Genomic DNA, 16607 nt, shown 5'->3' with positions numbered 1-16607 from the left:
AGTCATTCCCCTTGGCCGTGAATAATGCTGCGCTGAGCTTCAATTGGCTGACTTCAACTAAATGCAGTCCACAGGAGACTTTCCGCACGCTTTGATCCGTGGGAGATTTGCATAAAAGCAGTTGGTTGAAAGTATCGGCCCTGTTGGGGCTTGCCTGCGTCTCCATTCAAAGACCAAGCCCTGCCTGAATTACCGTCCGCCGGTGACATCCATGATGGTGCGGGTGACATAGCTTGCGCGATCCGAGAGCAGCCACAAAACAGCTTCGGCGCATTCCTCTGGTGTGCCGGGGCGGCCCATGGGGGGCGTGTGACCGATTTGGTCTAGCCGGTTAGGGGCACCGCCCTTGGCGTGGATTGCGGTTTCGATCAATCCGGGGCGGATGGCGTTGACGCGGATGCCTTCGGCGGCCAGTTCTTCGGCCAAGCCAATGGTCATCGTTTCGATTGCCCCCTTGGACGCGGCGTAGTCGACGTACATGTTGGGCGATCCCAAACGGGCCGCAGCAGAGGAGATATTGACCATCGCCCCGCCTTTGCCCCATGCGCGCATCAGCATAAGGCATTGTCGCGCGACCTCGAAAGCCCCAAAAACATTGACCTCGAACACCCGTTTGACCTTGTCCGGGGTTTGGTCGGCAAAGCTCCCGGTGGGGGAAACGACCCCGGCATTGTTCACAAGCCCAATACGCCCCGGCTTTAGTTCACCAATCTTGGCAAACATCTTTTCGATGGCTTTGGGTTTGGCGACATCGGCCTGCAAAAGATAGGCCTGTGCGCCCATGCTTTCGACCATGGCGGCGGTTTCCTCGGCGCCGGCTTTGTCAGTGCCGTAATGCACAACAACGCGGCTCCAACCGTTGAACCCGGCCATTTGCGCAGTGGCAGCACCGATCCCGGCGCTGGCCCCGGTGACAATTAGCAGGTCACTCATGTGACTTTGAACGCGCGGCTGATGTCATCCAGCGCCTCTTTTTGTTTAAGGCTTAGCGAACCCGACCCGGCGGTTGAGACCATTTTGATCACCTCCATCACAGGGGCAAACCCATTGGCCCCCTGTAGTTTAAAGAGCTTGCGAGACAGACGGACAATTGCCTGATCCGGACTTCCGCATTCGCCCACCATCCATCGCCCCAAGACACCCAATTCTTCGGCGTCTTGCAAGGTCAATTCACACGTCTGGGCAATGGCCGCGCTTAGGGCATCACGCTGTTCGCGGGTGGGGAGGTCATCCAGCTCGACAAAAGCCGCGCCAATACTGGCCAATGCAATATCGGGGTCTTCGATGGCTTCGACCGGGTGGATATTGGTCTTGCGGGTGAAGCCAAACCGGCGTGCCGCAAGCCGAACATCATTTGCAGCGTCCAAGACTTCGCTGGCCATATCGGCGGCACCGCGCGCCCGGATGACAAAGAAATAAAGGGCGGCAAGGGCCCCAAGGGCGGCAATAATAAAAGGCATTAACACAAACTCCTGAACTCTTGTGCCGCCACATTGGCGCGACGGCACAAGAAGAACAAGGGCTTAGCTGGCCAAAATCCGGCTCACCATTTCGCTGGTGTCTCGGCTTAGGTTCGGCTTGGCCATGATGCGTTCGAGCTGTGTCTTGATAAGCGCCTGACGATCGGCGTCATAACGTTTCCAAGTCTGAAAAGCGCTGCACATACGGGCGGTGGTTTGCGGGTTTTTGTCATCAAGCTTGATCAACCAATCGGTCAACAAGGCATAGCCGCGCCCAGACACATGGTGGAAGGCGGCGTGATGCATGGCCAAGGCCCCGAACACCGCGCGGAACCGGTTGGGATTGGTCCAATCGAAATCAGCGTGCTGGGTAAGGGCTTCTGCCCGCTCAATCGCCGCCTCAGGTTGCGACGCACCAATTTGCAGACCGAACCATTTGTCCATGACAAGACGGTCGTCTTTCCATTGCTCATAGAACTTGCTTAGGGCCTCATCTCCTTTGCCAACGCGGATCAGGTTGGCAAGCGCCGAGAGTTGCAACGTCATGTTGTCAGCGCCCTCAAACCGCTCTTGCGCAGCGGCACCACCATCCAACCGGCTGATCAAAGTCGCGGCGCTGGCCCCCAGCGCACGCTTGCCAGATTGCTCGGCGTCGGGTTTGTAGGTGCCCTTGACCTGTGCCTCTTTTGCCAGTTGTGGCAAGAGGTCCTTCCAACCCTCAGCCCGCGCCAGAACAAGCCGCTCCCCCGCGGCCCAGATCGCCTCAGGATCGGGTGTCACGCCTTGGTCGGCCAAGATTTGCGCAATTTCCGACGCACCGGGCAGGTCGAGCATCAAAGAGCGATAGGCCGGGTCAAGTGTGCTATCGCGCAAGACTCGTTCCAACCCATCAAGCCAGATCGGGTCCGGCTCGGCCCCATCGCGGATCATCGCCACAAGGCACTCTTTGGCCAATCCTTGGCTGGCGTCCCATCGGTTGAACGGGTCGGTATCATGGGCAAGCAAAAAGGCGCGATCGACATCATGGCTAAGCACAACAGGCGCAGAAAACCCGCGATTGACCGAGGCCACAGGGCGCGTAGGCAGCCCGTCAAAGCTGAAACTTTGTTCGGCTTCGGTCAGCTCAAGGATTTGTGTCTCCAAAACCTCGTCGCCATTCGGGCCAATCAAACCAACGGCAATCGGGATGACATAGGGCTCTTTGACATCCTGACCGGGGGAGGGCGGCGTGTGCTGCTTTAGCGTTAGGGTGAAAGTGCCATCGTTCCAGTCTTCGGACACGTCCACCAAGGGCGTACCAGCCTGTGAATACCAACGTTTGAATTGGGTCAGATCGCGCCCGGTGCTGTCTTCAAAGACCTTGATCCAATCCTCAATCGTGGCTGCATCGCCGTCATGACGTTCAAAATAAAGATCAACAGCCTTGGAATAGGCGACATCCCCAACCAGCGTCTTGAGCATCCCAATGACTTCTGCGCCTTTCTCGTAAACGGTGGCGGTGTAGAAGTTATTGATTTCCTGAAAGCTTTCGGGGCGCACCGGATGCGCCAGCGGCCCTTGATCTTCGGGGAACTGACGGCCCCTTAGGGTGATCACATCTTCGATCCGCTTGACCGGAGCGCTGCGCAGATCGCTGGTGAATTGACCATCGCGGAAGACGGTCAAACCCTCTTTCAAACAGAGCTGAAACCAATCGCGGCAGGTGATGCGGTTGCCGGTCCAATTGTGGAAATACTCATGGGCAATGATCGCCTCAATGCGTTCGAAATTGGCGTCAGTCGAAGTTTCGGGTGAGGCCAGAACACAAGACGAGTTGAAGACATTCAGCCCCTTGTTCTCCATCGCGCCCATGTTGAAATCATCCACCGCAACGATGTTGAAAACATCAAGGTCATATTCGCGGCCATAAACTTCTTCATCCCATGTCATCGAGGCAATCAGCGCCTCCATGCCAAAGGCGCATTTGCCCTCATCACCGGGACGCACCCAGATGTTCAGTTCCACGTCTTTACCCGACATGGTCTTGAACGCGCCGGGGTGATTGATCAGATCGCCGGCGACAAGCGCAAAGAGATAGGCCGGTTTAGGCCACGGGTCGTGCCATTCGGCCCAACCATCGCCCTTGTCCTTGAGATTGCCGTTGGAAAGCAAAACCGGCATGTCGCCCTCAACCCGCACGGTGAACACCGCCATCACATCGGGACGGTCGGGGTAGTAGGTGATCTTGCGAAAGCCTTCGGCCTCACACTGGGTGCAATACATGCCTCCGGACATATAAAGCCCTTCGAGCGCGGTGTTGGCGTCCGGGGCGATCTCAACTTCGCACTCCCATAAAAATGGGCCCGATGGCACTTTGCAGTGCAGGCCATGCGCGTCGACCTCTGGAGAGACCTCTTCGCCATCAATCGCTGTACGGATCAGATTAAGCTGTTCCCCATGCAAGAAAAATTCCTGCTCGGGTGCATCGGGATTGGGGGCAAAGTGGATTTTTGACACCACCCGCGTCGCCCCGGGCGATAGATGAAAGGTCAGATGCACATCTTCGATCTGCCAACCAAAGGCGGTGTAATCTTTGAGATAGATGGTCTCTGGGGTGATTTGGGGGCTCGCGTCTTTCATGACATCCTCACGGGGGAAACTCGTTGAGCGCGAGCCTACGCGCCCCTCAACCGCGCTGCAACCAACGCCCTGCCTTCATCGGGTCAAAAAGAAGGGAGCGAGAGGTTTAACCCCGCGCTCCCTGTTTCAGAATTGACCCTAGATGGGCTTATTCGGCGGCGCGTAAATCCACCGGCTGAACCGTGGCAGGTTCCTCATCCCAATAGATTTCAGGAAGCTTGGACTGTTTGGCCTGACGCGCCAATGCCCAATCGCGGGCGGCGCGGCTGCTGCGTCCTGATCCCATGCGCGCCAGAAGGCGGGTGACCCATTTGACATAGGTCCAGAACCAGACGCGCAGCGCCAACATCGATGGGGTAAAGATCAGCGTCAGAACAGTTGAGACACCCAAACCAAAAACCACAGCCGTTGCCAAATTTGTCCACCATAGGGCGGTGGGCGAGTTCACGGAATAACCGCCGCCAAAGAAATCTAGCGAAAGGCCAAACATCATTGGCGCAAGGCCCGCCATGGTGGTGATGGTGGTCAAAAGAACCGGGCGAATACGGTCTTCGGCGGTGCGAATGATCGCCTCGATCCGCGGCATGATCCGCGCGTATTCCTGATAGGTATCGATCAGAACAATGTTGTTGTTCACCACAATCCCCGCCAAGGCCACAATCCCGGTGCCTGTCATGATGACGCTGAAATACTGATCCATCACCAACATGCCAATCAACACACCCGTGGTCGACAAAACCACCGCCAAGAGCACAAGCGTTGCATTGTAGAAGGAGTTGAACTGCGCCAGCAGGATGATGAACATCAGACCCAAAGCTGCACTAAACGCCGAACCTAGGAAGGCCTGACTTTCGGCTTGGTCCTCTTGGTCACCTGTCCACTCAAACTCAATCCCAGCGGGGAGCGGTTTGGTGTCGAGCCATTTGGTAATATGGGCGATACGTTCATTTGCAGTGAGGGGAACAGGCTTGGCATCGCCGTCATCCAAAGCAGACTGAACATCGGCGACTGATCCTGCCTGATCCAATGCCACCACCTCATAGTTGGTGCCATCCGAACCGGTGACGGTCTCGCCGCCTTGTGGAACAGCATCGTCGCCAAGGGTGCGGAGCGTCGCCAACAAGACATCGGTGCCGTCTTCGACACTGACAATATTGACTAAACCCGATCCGACATCGGCCTTTACATCAAAATAGCGCTTTTGATCGATCCGGTTGATCTCGGCCAGTTTCTCAACCGGCTTGCGGGTGACAAAGTTGGAGAGAGGGATCAGACCGTCGCGGGTGCGCACTTTGAGCGAATCCAAGGTGCTGAGCACCCGGTCTTCTTCCGGAAGGCGCACACGAATTTCGATCTCTTCGTCCGAGCCTTCGGGTGTGTAGCTATCAAGCAAGATACCGCGCGTGACCAGTTGGACCATGCCGCCAACCGTGGCGACATCCGCGCCATAGCGACCGGCCTTTTCGACATCGACCTCAATTTCCCAATCAATACCGGGAAGGGGGCGTGTGTCTTCGATTAGGGTGAGGCCGGGGGTCACATCGTATTGCGCCCGCGCCATGGCCGCCGCATCCAAAAGGTCCTGCCAATTGTCGCCCTTAAGACGCAAATGAACCGGTTTCCCCGAGGCCGGGCCACGGGCCTGCGCTAGGATTTCGATCTTGATACCGGGGATTTGTTCAAGCTTGGCGGTGAGATCATCAATGATCACGTCGCCATCAAGCTTGTCATAGTCATGACCGGTTTCATCGGCATAGGCGCGACGATCTTCCCATGGAATGGTTTCAAACTGAACCTGCCCAATGGTGTCTTTGGGGGGCTGTGCACCGCCGGTGTTGTTGTCCAAACCGCCGTCACCAGCAAAGGCAAAAGCGTTTAGAATACCGGGATGGGCTAGAACGATCTTTTCAGCCCGTTCCACCAATGCGTCTTTTTCGGCCAAGGATAGGTTGCCACGTGCACGCACATAGACAATCGCTTGTTCCGGTTCACTTTCGACAAAGAATTCGACGCCGTTGTTGTTTTCGCCGAAATAGGTGAACACGTTTATGACCACAAAGATCACCGCGCCAACGGAGACCAACGGCATAACCGGGTTTCCAGCGATGAATTTGATGAACATGCCAAAGGGCGTACGGCGGTAGGCGCTGTCGATATGGGTGCGTTTGCGGCGGTATTCGGCGCTGTCCATAAAGATCGAGGTGATGATTGAGAAGATCAGGAAAATGATGACGCCGGGCATGCGCGCGCCAAAGCCTGTGGCCTCGGTTTCGGATAGGTAGGATGGGTTCAGTACCATCATTGCACCAACAAAGACACCGAAGATGCCGACCAAAACCAACACCGCACGCACAACCCATGGCAAGCGGGCGCGCATTGCGTTGCCCATCACGTGGATTTGGCGCGAGAAGCGGCCAGAGACACCGCCCATGACGGGCAGATAGATCAGCGCCACAATAAGCGAAGCCGAGAGAACAAAGATCAGAGTGACGGGCAACATACCCATGAATTGACCCGGAACGCCGGGCCAGAATAGCATCGGCAAAAACGCACAAAGCGTCGTCGCGGTTGAGCTGACAACCGGCCAGAACATCCGTTTGGCGGCCTCAACATAGGCGTGCATCGGGCCGGTGCCCTCGGCAATGCGTTTGTCGGCATATTCCACCACAACAATCGCACCATCCACCAACATGCCCACGGCCAAGATCAGGCCGAACATCACGATGTTAGAGATTGTTATGCCCATGAGGGCGAGCGTCAGGAAGCAGAGCAAAAACGATGTCGGAATGGCAAACCCAACCAAGAGGGCAGGGCGTAGACCAAGCGAGGCCAAAACCACGATCATCACCAGCGCAATCGCGGTCAGAACCGAGCCCTCGAGCTGGCTCACCATACTGTCGACCTGACGGCTTTGGTCGTTTGAGGACCCAACCTTCATGATGGCGTTCAGCTCTTCGGGCCATGCCTTGCGGGCCTCTTCGATCACCGCACGGACCTCTTCCGAGGTGTCGATGATGTTGTACCCTTTGCGTTTCACAACCTGTAGCGCCACGGTGGTTTCGCCGTTGAAACGGGCGGTGCCTTCGCGGTCCTCGAATGTTGGGTTGATTTCGGCCAGATCCCAAAGCGTCACCGACCGGTTGCCGTTGGTTTTGACCGGCAGGTTAAAGACATCTTCGGCCTCGTCAAAGTTCGACGGAATTTTGACGGCAAAGGTCCCTTGATCGGTGCGCACTTCACCGGCGGCGATCAGCTGATTGTTGTTTTGCACAACGCTGATCAATTCGGCGGCGGTGACGTTGTAGCTTTCGAGGCGCAGCGGGTCGATGATGACCTCAAGCATCTCATCGCGATTGCCCGCGATCCCAGCTTCAAGAACGGAATCAAGGGCTTCGACCCGGTCTTGCAGGTCTTTGGCGACCTTGTTCAACGTCCGTTCCGGCAATGGGCCGGTGAGGTTGACGATCAGGATCGGGAATTCGGAGAAGTTGATTTCGTTGATCGAATACTGCTCGGCCCCGTCGGGGAAATCGGCCTCGGCGTTTTTCATCCCGTCGCGGACATCGGCCATGATTTTGGTCTTGTCCCAGCCAAATTCGAACTCAAGCGCCAGACCGGCGTAACCTTCAGAGGCGGTGCCGGACATGCTCTTGAGGCCATCGAGATCGGCCAGCTCTGTTTCCATTGGTTTGACCAAAAGATTTTCCGCATCGGCGGCGGAAATGCCGGGGAAGGGCACCGATACAAAGAGAGCCGGAATTTCAATATCCGGCTCGCCTTCTTTGGGCAATGACAGGTAGGCGTAGCCCCCAACCACAAGGGACAACACGATAAAGGCGATAACCATTCGGGCGCGTTCAGAGGCCCAGTCGATGATGCCGGTCATTGGATGACCTCCTCAAAGCTGGGTGCCACAGGCACGCCATCGGTCACGTATTCTTGGCCGACGGTGATCACATCCACAGTCTCGGGAAGCCCGGCGAGCCAAACTCCATCGATGGAATCGCGGAGCAGCTTCACCGCAAGGAATTGCGCGGTGCCGTCTTCGGCCACATGGCGAACACCCAAACGGCCATCGTTATCAAGCGTCAAAGACGACTGTGGCAACAAATGCGCCATGGCCCCTTCGGCCTCAATCGCGAGATCAGCGGTTTGACCATCACGAATGCTCAGGTCTGGGTTGGGAAGGGTGATTTCCACGCGGAAGGTGCGGGTCAGTTGATCGGCTGAACGCGACACAAAGGTCACTTTGCCCACAACGGTCCGTTCATCCACAAGACGAGCACCGGCATTGGCCCCCAACTTGACGCGATTGACCTGAGCTTCGGGGACAAAGCCGACAATCTTGACGGGATCAAGTTGGATCACGGTTGCACAGGCAGCCCCCGGTTGCAGCAGCGCGCCAAGTTCGGCGGTATCAGTTTCCAACAACCCGGCAAAGGGCGCATGGATGCCAAGACGGTCAATGCTCATCTCGGCCCCGGCAATGGCCGCTTCGGCGGTTTGGATCGACGTGCGCGCGCTTTCTTCGCCGGTCTTGGCGGATTGCACGCCGGCCTCGGCCCCATCAAGTTGCGATTTGGCCAAGATAACCGCGGCTTTGGCCCCTTCGACGGCGCTAATGGCCGTTTCAACGGCGGCGCGCGCACCTTCGACTTGGCTTTCTGCCGTTTGGACACCGGCTTTGGCGTTCTGAATCTCGCTTTGCGCGGCTTGTACTCCGACGCGGGCAGATTCGACTTGGCTTTTGGCTGTTTGCACCCCGGCCAAGGCCCCTTGAAGGCGGCTCTTGGCGCTTTCGATGCCGCTGGCTGCGGCTTTCAATCCGGCGAGGGCGCTTTGCACCCCGGCTTTGGCGGCTTCATTCGACGCTTCGGACCCGGCCAAACGGGTTTTCGCGGCAAACCCACCTTTTTGCAGCTTCTGAGCCGCGTTGAGATTGATTTCGGCTTCGGTCACGCGGGCCTGCGCCTCGATCAATCGCGCTTCGGCTTCGGGGAGGCGGGTCTCTGCTTCGGCCAGCGACGCCTCGGCGGCCGGAACGGCGGCTTCGGCTTCGGACAAACGCGCTTCAGATTCTGGAATGCGCGAATTGGCCTCTTCTAGCCGGGCCTGAGCCTCGGGAACGCGGGCTTTGGCCTCTTCTAGACGGGCCAACGCTGCGGGAATACCGGCATGTGCTTCTAATAGGCGGGCTTCGGCGGCGGGGACGGCGGCTTCGGCCTCAGAAATGCGCGCTTTGGCGGCGGGAACCTGAGCCTCTGCTTCTAGCAAACGCGCGGCGGCTTCGGGCAAACGGGCCTTGGCTTCGGCCAAACGTGCCAGAGTTTCACGCAAATTAATGTCGCTGGTGCCGGGATCAACGGCGCAGAGCAATTGGCCCTCTTCGACCATTGTGCCCTTGCGAAGCGGATCGGAAATGATTTTTCCGCTGGTTTCGGCCCGAACTTCGATTTCGCGCAAAGCAGCAGTTTCGCCGCGTAGGTAAACCGCATTGTCGATTTCCTGAGCAACCGAGCGCAGAGCCATAACACGCACTGTTCCCTCGGGAATGGCTTCGGCATTGTCGGCCTCGTCGTCGGCCTCAACTGCGGTTTCCTCGGCAGGTGCGTCGCTAGTGTCGACACCCGCAAACCCAAGCAAGCGATCACGTTCAAAAACAATTCCGTATAAAACGGCGGCCACCACTAAGGCGGTAATCAAAGAAAAGAGGCGCATACCTGACCCACTGTCCATCTATCTCGTGGTGCATTCGCACCAGTTATATGTAGGGGCACAAGTTGGAAAACAAAGCCCCGCCGTTTTCTAAACGGGTTAGTTCAGTTTTAGGGTGTCGCAGAGTCATCTTCAACCACGCCACCCGTGTTTTCTGTGTTTAAACCCGGCCTCAAGGCAATTTTCTGACAACATAGTGCCAAAAATGGGCAGTTGAGGTCCCTTGGCGCCGCCCGTGTGGCGCGGTATGAGAGGCAAAAGCACAAGTTTGGCCGCTGGGGCCAAGGAGGCAATGTGAGCAATCCGGAAAGCTTCATCGAGGAAGTTACAGAGGAAGTCCGCCGCGACCGCGTTTTCAAGTTGATGAAACGCTACGGCTGGGTTGGTGTACTGGTTGTGCTGGGCATTGTCGGTGGAACCGCATGGCGCGAATATCAAAGCGCAACATTGGCCGCAGAGTCGCAGGCTTTTGGCGATGGAATCTTGGCGGCGTTGGAAAACGAGGATAGCGCAGTGCGCGTGTCTGAGTTGGAAAACCTGCCGACCTCTGGCTCGGATGCCAAGGCGGTTCTTGATATGCTTATCGCAGCCGAGCAAGGCAATGAGGGCGACGACGCAGCCGCGATTGAACGTTTGCAGGCTGTTGCCAACGATGCCAATGTGCCAACGATCTATCGTCAGATCGCGAGCTACAAAGCCTTGGCGCGTGGTGCCGAGGTTTTGTCAGTCGAAGACCGTCAGGCCGGATTTGAAGCCTTGGCCGTAGCTGGTCAGCCCTTGCGCCTTCTGGCCGAGGAGCAATTGGCCCTCATCGAAATAGAGACTGGCGACAAAGAAGCGGCATTGACCCGCTTACAAGCGCTGATTGTGGACTCCGAAGTGACCGCAGGGTTGCGCCGCCGGGCAAGTCAGTTGATTGTGGCGCTGGGTGGCGCAGTCGAGCAAAGCTGAGCCAAAGAGCTGGCAAGAAAGGGCAAACCATGGCGCAAAAAGCAAAAACGCTCGGTTTTATCGGGGCCGTTGTTGGGGCTTTGGTCTTGGCAGGCTGTGCCGAAAAAGAAGAGATTCTCCCAGGCGAGCGCATGAATGTCCGCGACATCTTGCAAAGCCAAGCTGGCTTGGATGAGACACTGGCCGAAACTGGATCACAGGCGGTGTCCTTGCCCGGTGCCCAATCGAATGGGTTCTGGTCGCAAAGCATGGTGTCTCCGCATGCGCGTGTTTCACACGCGGCCCTTTCTCCGTCACTGACCCAAGTGTGGGCAACGGATATTGGCGCGGGCGATAGCCGTCGTCAGCGTTTGAATGTCGACCCCGTACTGGCAGATGGTCGGGTTTTCGCGATGGATTCAGAACATGTGGTCAGTGCGGTTTCAACCGCGGGTCAGGTGTTGTGGAGCCGTGACCTTACCCCGTTGCGCGACAAAAACATCGAGGGGCAGGGCGGCGGTCTGGCCTACTCGGACGGTAAACTATTCGCCGCGTCTGGCTTTGGGACGCTTTCGGCCTTGGATGCAGCCACAGGCAAAGAACTTTGGGTGCAACGGCTTGGCGGTACTGCCACCGGGGCTCCGACCATTCGTGATGGCGTATTGTACATCGTTTCGGCGGATCAAGTTGGCTGGGCGATTGAGGCTGAGTCTGGTCGCATCCGTTGGCAGATCGAGGGCACAGGTGACATCAATAACGTCGCCGGCGCACCGGCCCCTGCGGTAAGCGACAAACATGTGGTTTTTGCCTTTGGCGCGGCCACGGTACAGACAGCCTTCCGTCAGGGCGGCTTGCGTCTTTGGAATGCTGACATTTTGGGACGGCGCAACGGCGTTGCCATTTCTGGTGTTGATGACCTAACGGGCGATCCGGTGATTTCCGGCGATACCGTTTATGCCGGGAACCATTCCGGGCGTATCGTGGCGTTTTCATTGCATGACGGTGAGCGGCTCTGGACCACCCGTCAGGGCGCGCTTGGACCCGCTTGGCCGGCTGGTGGTTCTCTGTTCTTTGTCTCAGATCGCAATCAATTGATCAGGCTGGATGCTGCCAATGGCGAGCAAATTTGGGCGACGGACCTCCCTGGTTGGGTGCCACGCAACAAGCCAAACAGAAAACGCGATAGCAGCTATGCCAACCATGGTCCGATCCTCGCCGGGGGACGGTTGATCGTCGCCGGGTCAGATGGGCAGCTGCGCAGCTTCTCGCCTGTTGATGGGTCTTTGGTGTCGTCCGTTGAGATCAAAGGCGGAGCCACCACGCGCCCAATCGTTGCGGGCAATACCCTCTACGTGGTGTCGGGAGACGGGGTTTTGCACGCCTTTAAATAAGCGAGCCAGATCGGCCAGACGCCCCTAAAACGCGTGCACGTGTTTTGCAAATTCCATGCATGGAATTTGGGCGGCGCGCGTGCCGGTCTGTCAGGGCTTTCCTGTCCGAACAAAATAGGCTAAGCGGGCGGCTTGATCCGGAGTGTCACCCATGTCTTTCACCCTCGCCATCGTTGGCCGCCCCAATGTGGGCAAGTCGACCCTGTTTAACCGCCTTGTGGGCAAACGCCTTGCGTTGGTCGATGATCAACCCGGTGTCACACGCGATTTGCGCGAAGGCGAAGCGCGTCTGGGCGACATACGCTTTACCGTGATTGATACCGCCGGGTTGGAAAATGCCACCGACGAATCGCTCCCTGCGCGGATGCGCCGATTGACCGAGCGCGCCGTTGATATGGCGGATGTCTGCCTGTTCCTTGTGGACTCGCGCGCCGGGATTTTGCCGGACGATATGGTTTTCGCCGAAATCCTGCGCAAACGCGCCGACAAGGTTCTTCTTGCGGCAAACAAGGCCGAAGGGAATGCCGCGGATGCCGGGGTGATCGAAGCCTACAGCCTTGGTCTCGGGGAACCAATGCGCCTTTCTGCCGAACATGGCGAGGGCATGAACGAGCTGTACTCCGCTCTTTTGCCAATCGACGAAGAATTTCAAGCCCGTGCCCAAGCCAACGCACCAGAGGTTGAAGTCGAAGTTGACGACGAAGACCCAGACGCACCGCGCCCAATTACAGCCGAAAAACCCTTGCAGATCGCCGTGGTTGGCCGCCCGAATGCAGGCAAATCAACGCTGATCAACCAGATCATCGGCGAAGATCGTTTGTTGACCGGCCCCGAGGCCGGAATCACCCGCGACGCCATTTCCGTTCAAAAAGAATGGAACGGTGTCCACATGCGGATTTTTGATACCGCCGGGATGCGCAAACGCGCCAAGGTTCAGCAAAAGCTTGAAAAACTATCGGTCTCTGATGGGATCAGGGCGGTCAAATTCGCCGAAGTTGTCGTCGTTTTGCTCGACGCGGCGATTCCGTTTGAAAACCAAGATCTCAAGATCGCCGATCTGGCCGAGCGCGAAGGCCGCGCCGTCGTGGTTGCGGTCAACAAATGGGACATCGAAGACGAGAAACAAGAAAAACTGCGCGACCTGAAAGAGGCCTTTGATCGTCTGTTGCCACAGTTGCGCGGTGCACCTTTGGTGACTGTTTCGGCCCGCACAGGGCGTGGTATGGAACGGTTGCAGGCCGCGATCATGAAGGCGCATGACGTTTGGAACCGCCGCATTCCAACCGCGCAATTGAACCGCTGGCTTGGTGAAATGATCGAACGTCATCCGCCGCCCGCGCCGCAAGGTCGTCGCATCAAATTGCGCTACATGACCCAAGCCAAAACCCGTCCGCCGGGCTTTGTTGTGATGTGTTCTTTGCCTGACAAATTGCCCGAAAGCTATTCGCGCTATCTGGTCAACGGCATGCGCGAAGATTTCGATATGCCGGGCACGCCGATCCGGCTAACGATGCGCGGGCAGGGCGACAAAAACCCCTATAAAGGCCGCAAGAAAAAGAACGCTGGGGCATTGAAAAAGCACCTTGGCAGTTTGCCTAAAGCCAAAGACTAATTGCGATTAGCGGGGCGGCATTGATCCGGCCCTTGCAAAATCAATAGGTTAGAATCCAAAGCAAAGGCCTTCGCAGAGACGCGAAGGCCTTTTTTCATTTTAGGCCGCTGGCAAGAACGTCGCCGTCATCGCGTCCAATTCATGGCGATCCTTGTCAAGCACCGCGACAAGGTTTTGCGACATCGCATCTGGGAAAATCTCTTCCTGTTTGGCGCTGATCCCGGCTAAAATCGCCTTGGCCACATCGGCGGGGGCGGTCTTCTCGGATTCGAAATTGGCGGCCATGTCGGTATCAACCGGGCCGGGATAAACGGTTCCAACATAGGTCCCTTGGGCGGCCAGTTCGGCGCGAAACGCTTGCATCAGCGAATGCACAGCGGCTTTGGAGGCCGAGTAAGTGCCCAGAACAGGGAAATTCGACAGGGCGGCAATCGAGCTGAGAGATACAACCCCGCCGCCGCCGTTGGCTTTGAGAACTGGGGCAAATGCTTGGGTGACGGCCAGTGGCGCAAAATAATTCACGTCCATTTCGACCCGCGCCTGTTCAATAGCGTCGCCGGACATCGAACTGGTAAAACCGGCGACACCGGCATTGTTGATCAACAAGGTTGTATCCGAGGCCAAGGTGGCGGCGCTGGCGATCTCGTTGGCTTTGGTCACGTCAAGTTGGATGGCGATAACTCGATCTGGGTGGGCGTTGACAAGTTCGGCCAAAGAGTCGGTGTCGCGGGCCGCAGCGTATAGTTTTGAAACGCCAGCTGTGAGCAGTTCTTGGGCTAAGGCGCGGCCAATGCCGCGGTTGGCGCCGGTCACAAAGACGACAGAGGAGGGGAGATCGGTCATGGGTGCTTCCTTTAAAATACCAAGTGGTACTTTATTTGAGGTGTTGAAGCGGATAGTCAAGGTGTTTAAATACCGATTGGTATAAAATGTTCGGAGTGAAAAGATGGCACGAGGTCGGCCACGCAAAAATGACCCGGACAAAGTGTTGTCCGAGGCACTAAAGCTTTTTTGGAAACGCGGGTATGCGGGCACCTCGATGAACGACATCTCTGAGGTCACTGGCATGGCCAAACCGGGGCTGTATGCAACGTTCGGTGACAAAGATGCGCTCTTTATCAAGAGCTTGGAACGCTATGTTGAACAATATGGTGACCCGGTGCGCATCCCGTTTGAACAAGGGACAGGGCCGTTTCGCGAGGATCTGAAAAGCTATCTCAACGGTTTGGCGGATGGCGTCACATTGTATGAGCAACCCCATGGTTGCATGTGTATTCTGGCCAGTTTTGACTTTGGTGACACGTCCGAGCCGGTTGGCCCGCGTTTGGCGGCGCTGAAATCCAAAGGAGTAATTGCTTTACAAAATCGGCTGCGCCGCGCGTTTGATGAGGCCGAGCTTTCTCCCAACGCCGATTGTAACCGCTTGTTGATGTTTTTGAATGCCCAGATTGTCGCCATGGCGTCGTTGGCCCGCACGGGTGTTGGACGGGATCAATTGCAAGTGATTGTCGATATGGCTCTAGACGCCATGCCTTGGGCCGAGAACCAAGGGAAAAGGCGCGCTGATGAGGGCGCGCCCATACTGGTTTAGCTCAGCGTTCCATCGCTGTTTAGGGTCAGTTTGCCGCCCAAATAGGGGGCCAACACTTCGGGCAACGTTACAGAGCCATCGGCTTGCTGACCGTTTTCAAGCACAGCAATCAAACACCGGCCCACAGCAAGGCCTGACCCGTTCAAAGTATGGAGAAACTCGGGCTTACCACCATCGGCGGGGCGGAAACGCGCGTTCATCCGGCGGGCCTGAAAATCACCGGTTGTCGAAACGGAACTGATCTCACGGTACGTATTCTGACCGGGCAACCACGCTTCGATATCAAAGGTGCGGCGCGCGCCAAACCCGGTATCCCCGGTACAAAGCTCAACGGTGCGATAGGGGATGTTCAGCTTTTCCAAAATCCCCTGCGCACAGCCCAACATGCGCTGTTGTTCCTCATCCGATTTCGACGGATGGGTGATCGACACCATTTCGACCTTTTCGAACTGGTGTTGGCGCAACATGCCCGATGTATCCTTGCCCGCAGAGCCCGCCTCGGAGCGGAAACACAGCGTATGCGCCGCCATGCGGATCGGCAGGGCGCTTTCCTCAACGATGTCATTGGCCACGGTATAGGTCAGCGGTACCTCAGACGTCGGCACAAGCCACCACCCATTGGTGGTCTGATAGCTGTCTTCGCCAAATTTCGGCAGCTTATCAGTGCCATACATGGCTTCATCGCGCACCAAAACCGGCGAGTTCATCTCGGTCAGGCCGTTTTCATCCACATGGGTGTCGATCATGAACTGCGCCAACGCGCGGTGAATCCGGGCCACCGCCCCCTTGAGCATTACAAAGCGGCTGCCAGAAATCTTGGCGGCCAGTTCAAAATCCATGTTGGCAGCAACACCGGCCAGCTCAAAATGCTCTTTGGCCTCGAAATCCAACGCAACCGGCGTGCCCCATTTGTGGACCTCGACATTGTCGTCCTCATCCGCGCCATCGGGCACATCATCATAGGGCAGGTTCGGAATAACCGAGAGCTCATAGGTCAGCTTCTCGTCCAACTCCTTGGCCTTGGCCTGCATATCGGCAACTTCGGTCTTTTTCTCACCAACAAGTGCGCGCAGCCGTTCAAACTCGGCCTCGTCCCCCTTGGCTTTGGCGGCCCCAACCTCTTTGGCGGCCTTCTTTTGATCGCTCTGCGCGGTCTCGGCGGCGAGGATCGCGGCGCGGCGCTCGGCGTCTAGCGCCAAAAGCGGCGCGGATGCATTTTCGATCCCACGGCGCGAGAGAGCCGCATCAAAAGCAGCGGGATTGTCACGGATGGCGCGGATGTCATGCAT

Annotated in this window: 11 protein-coding genes; 4 read left to right on the top strand and 7 right to left on the bottom strand. The window is 57.2% G+C overall.

Features of this window, described 5'->3' with window-relative positions; genetic code table 11:
• Positions 1–189 precede the first annotated feature (189 nt).
• The 5 genes from Q1A43_RS05450 to Q1A43_RS05430 all read right to left on the bottom strand — a co-directional run bounded on the left by Q1A43_RS05450 (position 190) and on the right by Q1A43_RS05430 (position 9797).
• Positions 190–933, bottom strand: coding sequence for an SDR family oxidoreductase (locus Q1A43_RS05450; protein WP_299933244.1), 744 nt, complete (start codon positions 931–933; stop codon positions 190–192).
• Positions 930–1460, bottom strand: a complete 531-nt coding sequence (locus Q1A43_RS05445; protein ID WP_299929104.1) for a hypothetical protein — start codon at positions 1458–1460, stop codon at positions 930–932. The genes Q1A43_RS05450 and Q1A43_RS05445 overlap by 4 nt, the downstream gene beginning before the upstream one ends.
• 63 nt (positions 1461–1523) lie before the next feature.
• The gene (gene pepN, locus Q1A43_RS05440; protein ID WP_299933243.1) at positions 1524–4079 is read right to left on the bottom strand and encodes an aminopeptidase N; all 2556 of its coding nucleotides are present in this window, start codon (positions 4077–4079) and stop codon (positions 1524–1526) included.
• A 148-nt stretch (positions 4080–4227) separates the two neighbouring features.
• On the bottom strand, positions 4228–7965 hold the full coding sequence (locus tag Q1A43_RS05435; RefSeq protein WP_299933242.1) for an efflux RND transporter permease subunit: 3738 nt from the start codon (positions 7963–7965) through the stop codon (positions 4228–4230).
• Entirely contained in the window at positions 7962–9797 is a 1836-nt protein-coding gene (locus Q1A43_RS05430) for an efflux RND transporter periplasmic adaptor subunit (RefSeq protein ID WP_366944235.1), read from the bottom strand. Before Q1A43_RS05430 ends, Q1A43_RS05435 begins: the two co-directional genes overlap by 4 nt.
• Positions 9798–10088: 291 nt before the next feature.
• Between Q1A43_RS05430 and Q1A43_RS05425 the strand changes: the two genes are divergently transcribed.
• From Q1A43_RS05425 to der, 3 genes are all read left to right on the top strand, one after another.
• On the top strand, positions 10089–10745 hold the full coding sequence (locus Q1A43_RS05425; RefSeq protein WP_299929095.1) for a hypothetical protein: 657 nt from the start codon (positions 10089–10091) through the stop codon (positions 10743–10745).
• Positions 10746–10774: 29 nt separating this feature from the next.
• Positions 10775–12115 (top strand): PQQ-like beta-propeller repeat protein, encoded by a 1341-nt coding sequence (locus Q1A43_RS05420; RefSeq protein ID WP_299929092.1) that lies wholly within the window; start codon positions 10775–10777, stop codon positions 12113–12115.
• Between the two features lie 151 nt (positions 12116–12266).
• A complete protein-coding gene (gene der, locus Q1A43_RS05415) occupies positions 12267–13727 on the top strand; it encodes a ribosome biogenesis GTPase Der (RefSeq protein WP_299933241.1) in 1461 nt (486 codons plus the stop codon).
• Between the two features lie 99 nt (positions 13728–13826).
• Here der and Q1A43_RS05410 read toward each other — a convergent pair whose 3' ends face one another.
• Positions 13827–14570 (bottom strand): SDR family oxidoreductase, encoded by a 744-nt coding sequence (locus Q1A43_RS05410; protein ID WP_299933240.1) that lies wholly within the window; start codon positions 14568–14570, stop codon positions 13827–13829.
• A gap of 103 nt (positions 14571–14673) precedes the next feature.
• Here Q1A43_RS05410 and Q1A43_RS05405 point away from each other — a divergent pair, with 103 nt between their 5' ends.
• Positions 14674–15318, top strand: coding sequence for a TetR/AcrR family transcriptional regulator (locus Q1A43_RS05405; protein WP_299933239.1), 645 nt, complete (start codon positions 14674–14676; stop codon positions 15316–15318).
• Here Q1A43_RS05405 and serS read toward each other — a convergent pair.
• Positions 15315–16607, bottom strand: coding sequence for a serine--tRNA ligase (gene serS / locus Q1A43_RS05400; RefSeq protein WP_299933238.1), 1293 nt, complete (start codon positions 16605–16607; stop codon positions 15315–15317). The two genes, Q1A43_RS05405 and serS, sit on opposite strands and share 4 nt — an antisense overlap.

This window comes from uncultured Pelagimonas sp. (assembly GCF_947498515.1).
Classification (GTDB): Bacteria; Pseudomonadota; Alphaproteobacteria; order Rhodobacterales; family Rhodobacteraceae; genus Pelagimonas.
The sequence above is the reverse complement of the archived record's forward strand: the minus strand, read 5'-3'. Positions and strand labels throughout refer to the sequence as shown.

Bases quoted from the DNA above. Each gene is read 5' to 3' on its own strand.
- Q1A43_RS05450 (WP_299933244.1), bottom strand. From the start codon at position 933: ATGAGTGACCTGCTAATTGTCACCGGGGCCAGCGCCGGGATCGGTGCT.
- Q1A43_RS05445 (WP_299929104.1), bottom strand. From the start codon at position 1,460: ATGCCTTTTATTATTGCCGCCCTTGGGGCCCTTGCCGCCCTTTATTTC.
- pepN (WP_299933243.1), bottom strand. From the start codon at position 4,079: ATGAAAGACGCGAGCCCCCAAATCACCCCAGAGACCATCTATCTCAAA.
- Q1A43_RS05435 (WP_299933242.1), bottom strand. From the start codon at position 7,965: ATGACCGGCATCATCGACTGGGCCTCTGAACGCGCCCGAATGGTTATC.
- Q1A43_RS05430 (WP_366944235.1), bottom strand. From the start codon at position 9,797: ATGCGCCTCTTTTCTTTGATTACCGCCTTAGTGGTGGCCGCCGTTTTA.
- Q1A43_RS05420 (WP_299929092.1), top strand. From the start codon at position 10,775: ATGGCGCAAAAAGCAAAAACGCTCGGTTTTATCGGGGCCGTTGTTGGG.
- der (WP_299933241.1), top strand. From the start codon at position 12,267: ATGTCTTTCACCCTCGCCATCGTTGGCCGCCCCAATGTGGGCAAGTCG.
- Q1A43_RS05410 (WP_299933240.1), bottom strand. From the start codon at position 14,570: ATGACCGATCTCCCCTCCTCTGTCGTCTTTGTGACCGGCGCCAACCGC.
- Q1A43_RS05405 (WP_299933239.1), top strand. From the start codon at position 14,674: ATGGCACGAGGTCGGCCACGCAAAAATGACCCGGACAAAGTGTTGTCC.
- serS (WP_299933238.1), bottom strand. From the start codon at position 16,607: ATGCATGACATCCGCGCCATCCGTGACAATCCCGCTGCTTTTGATGCG.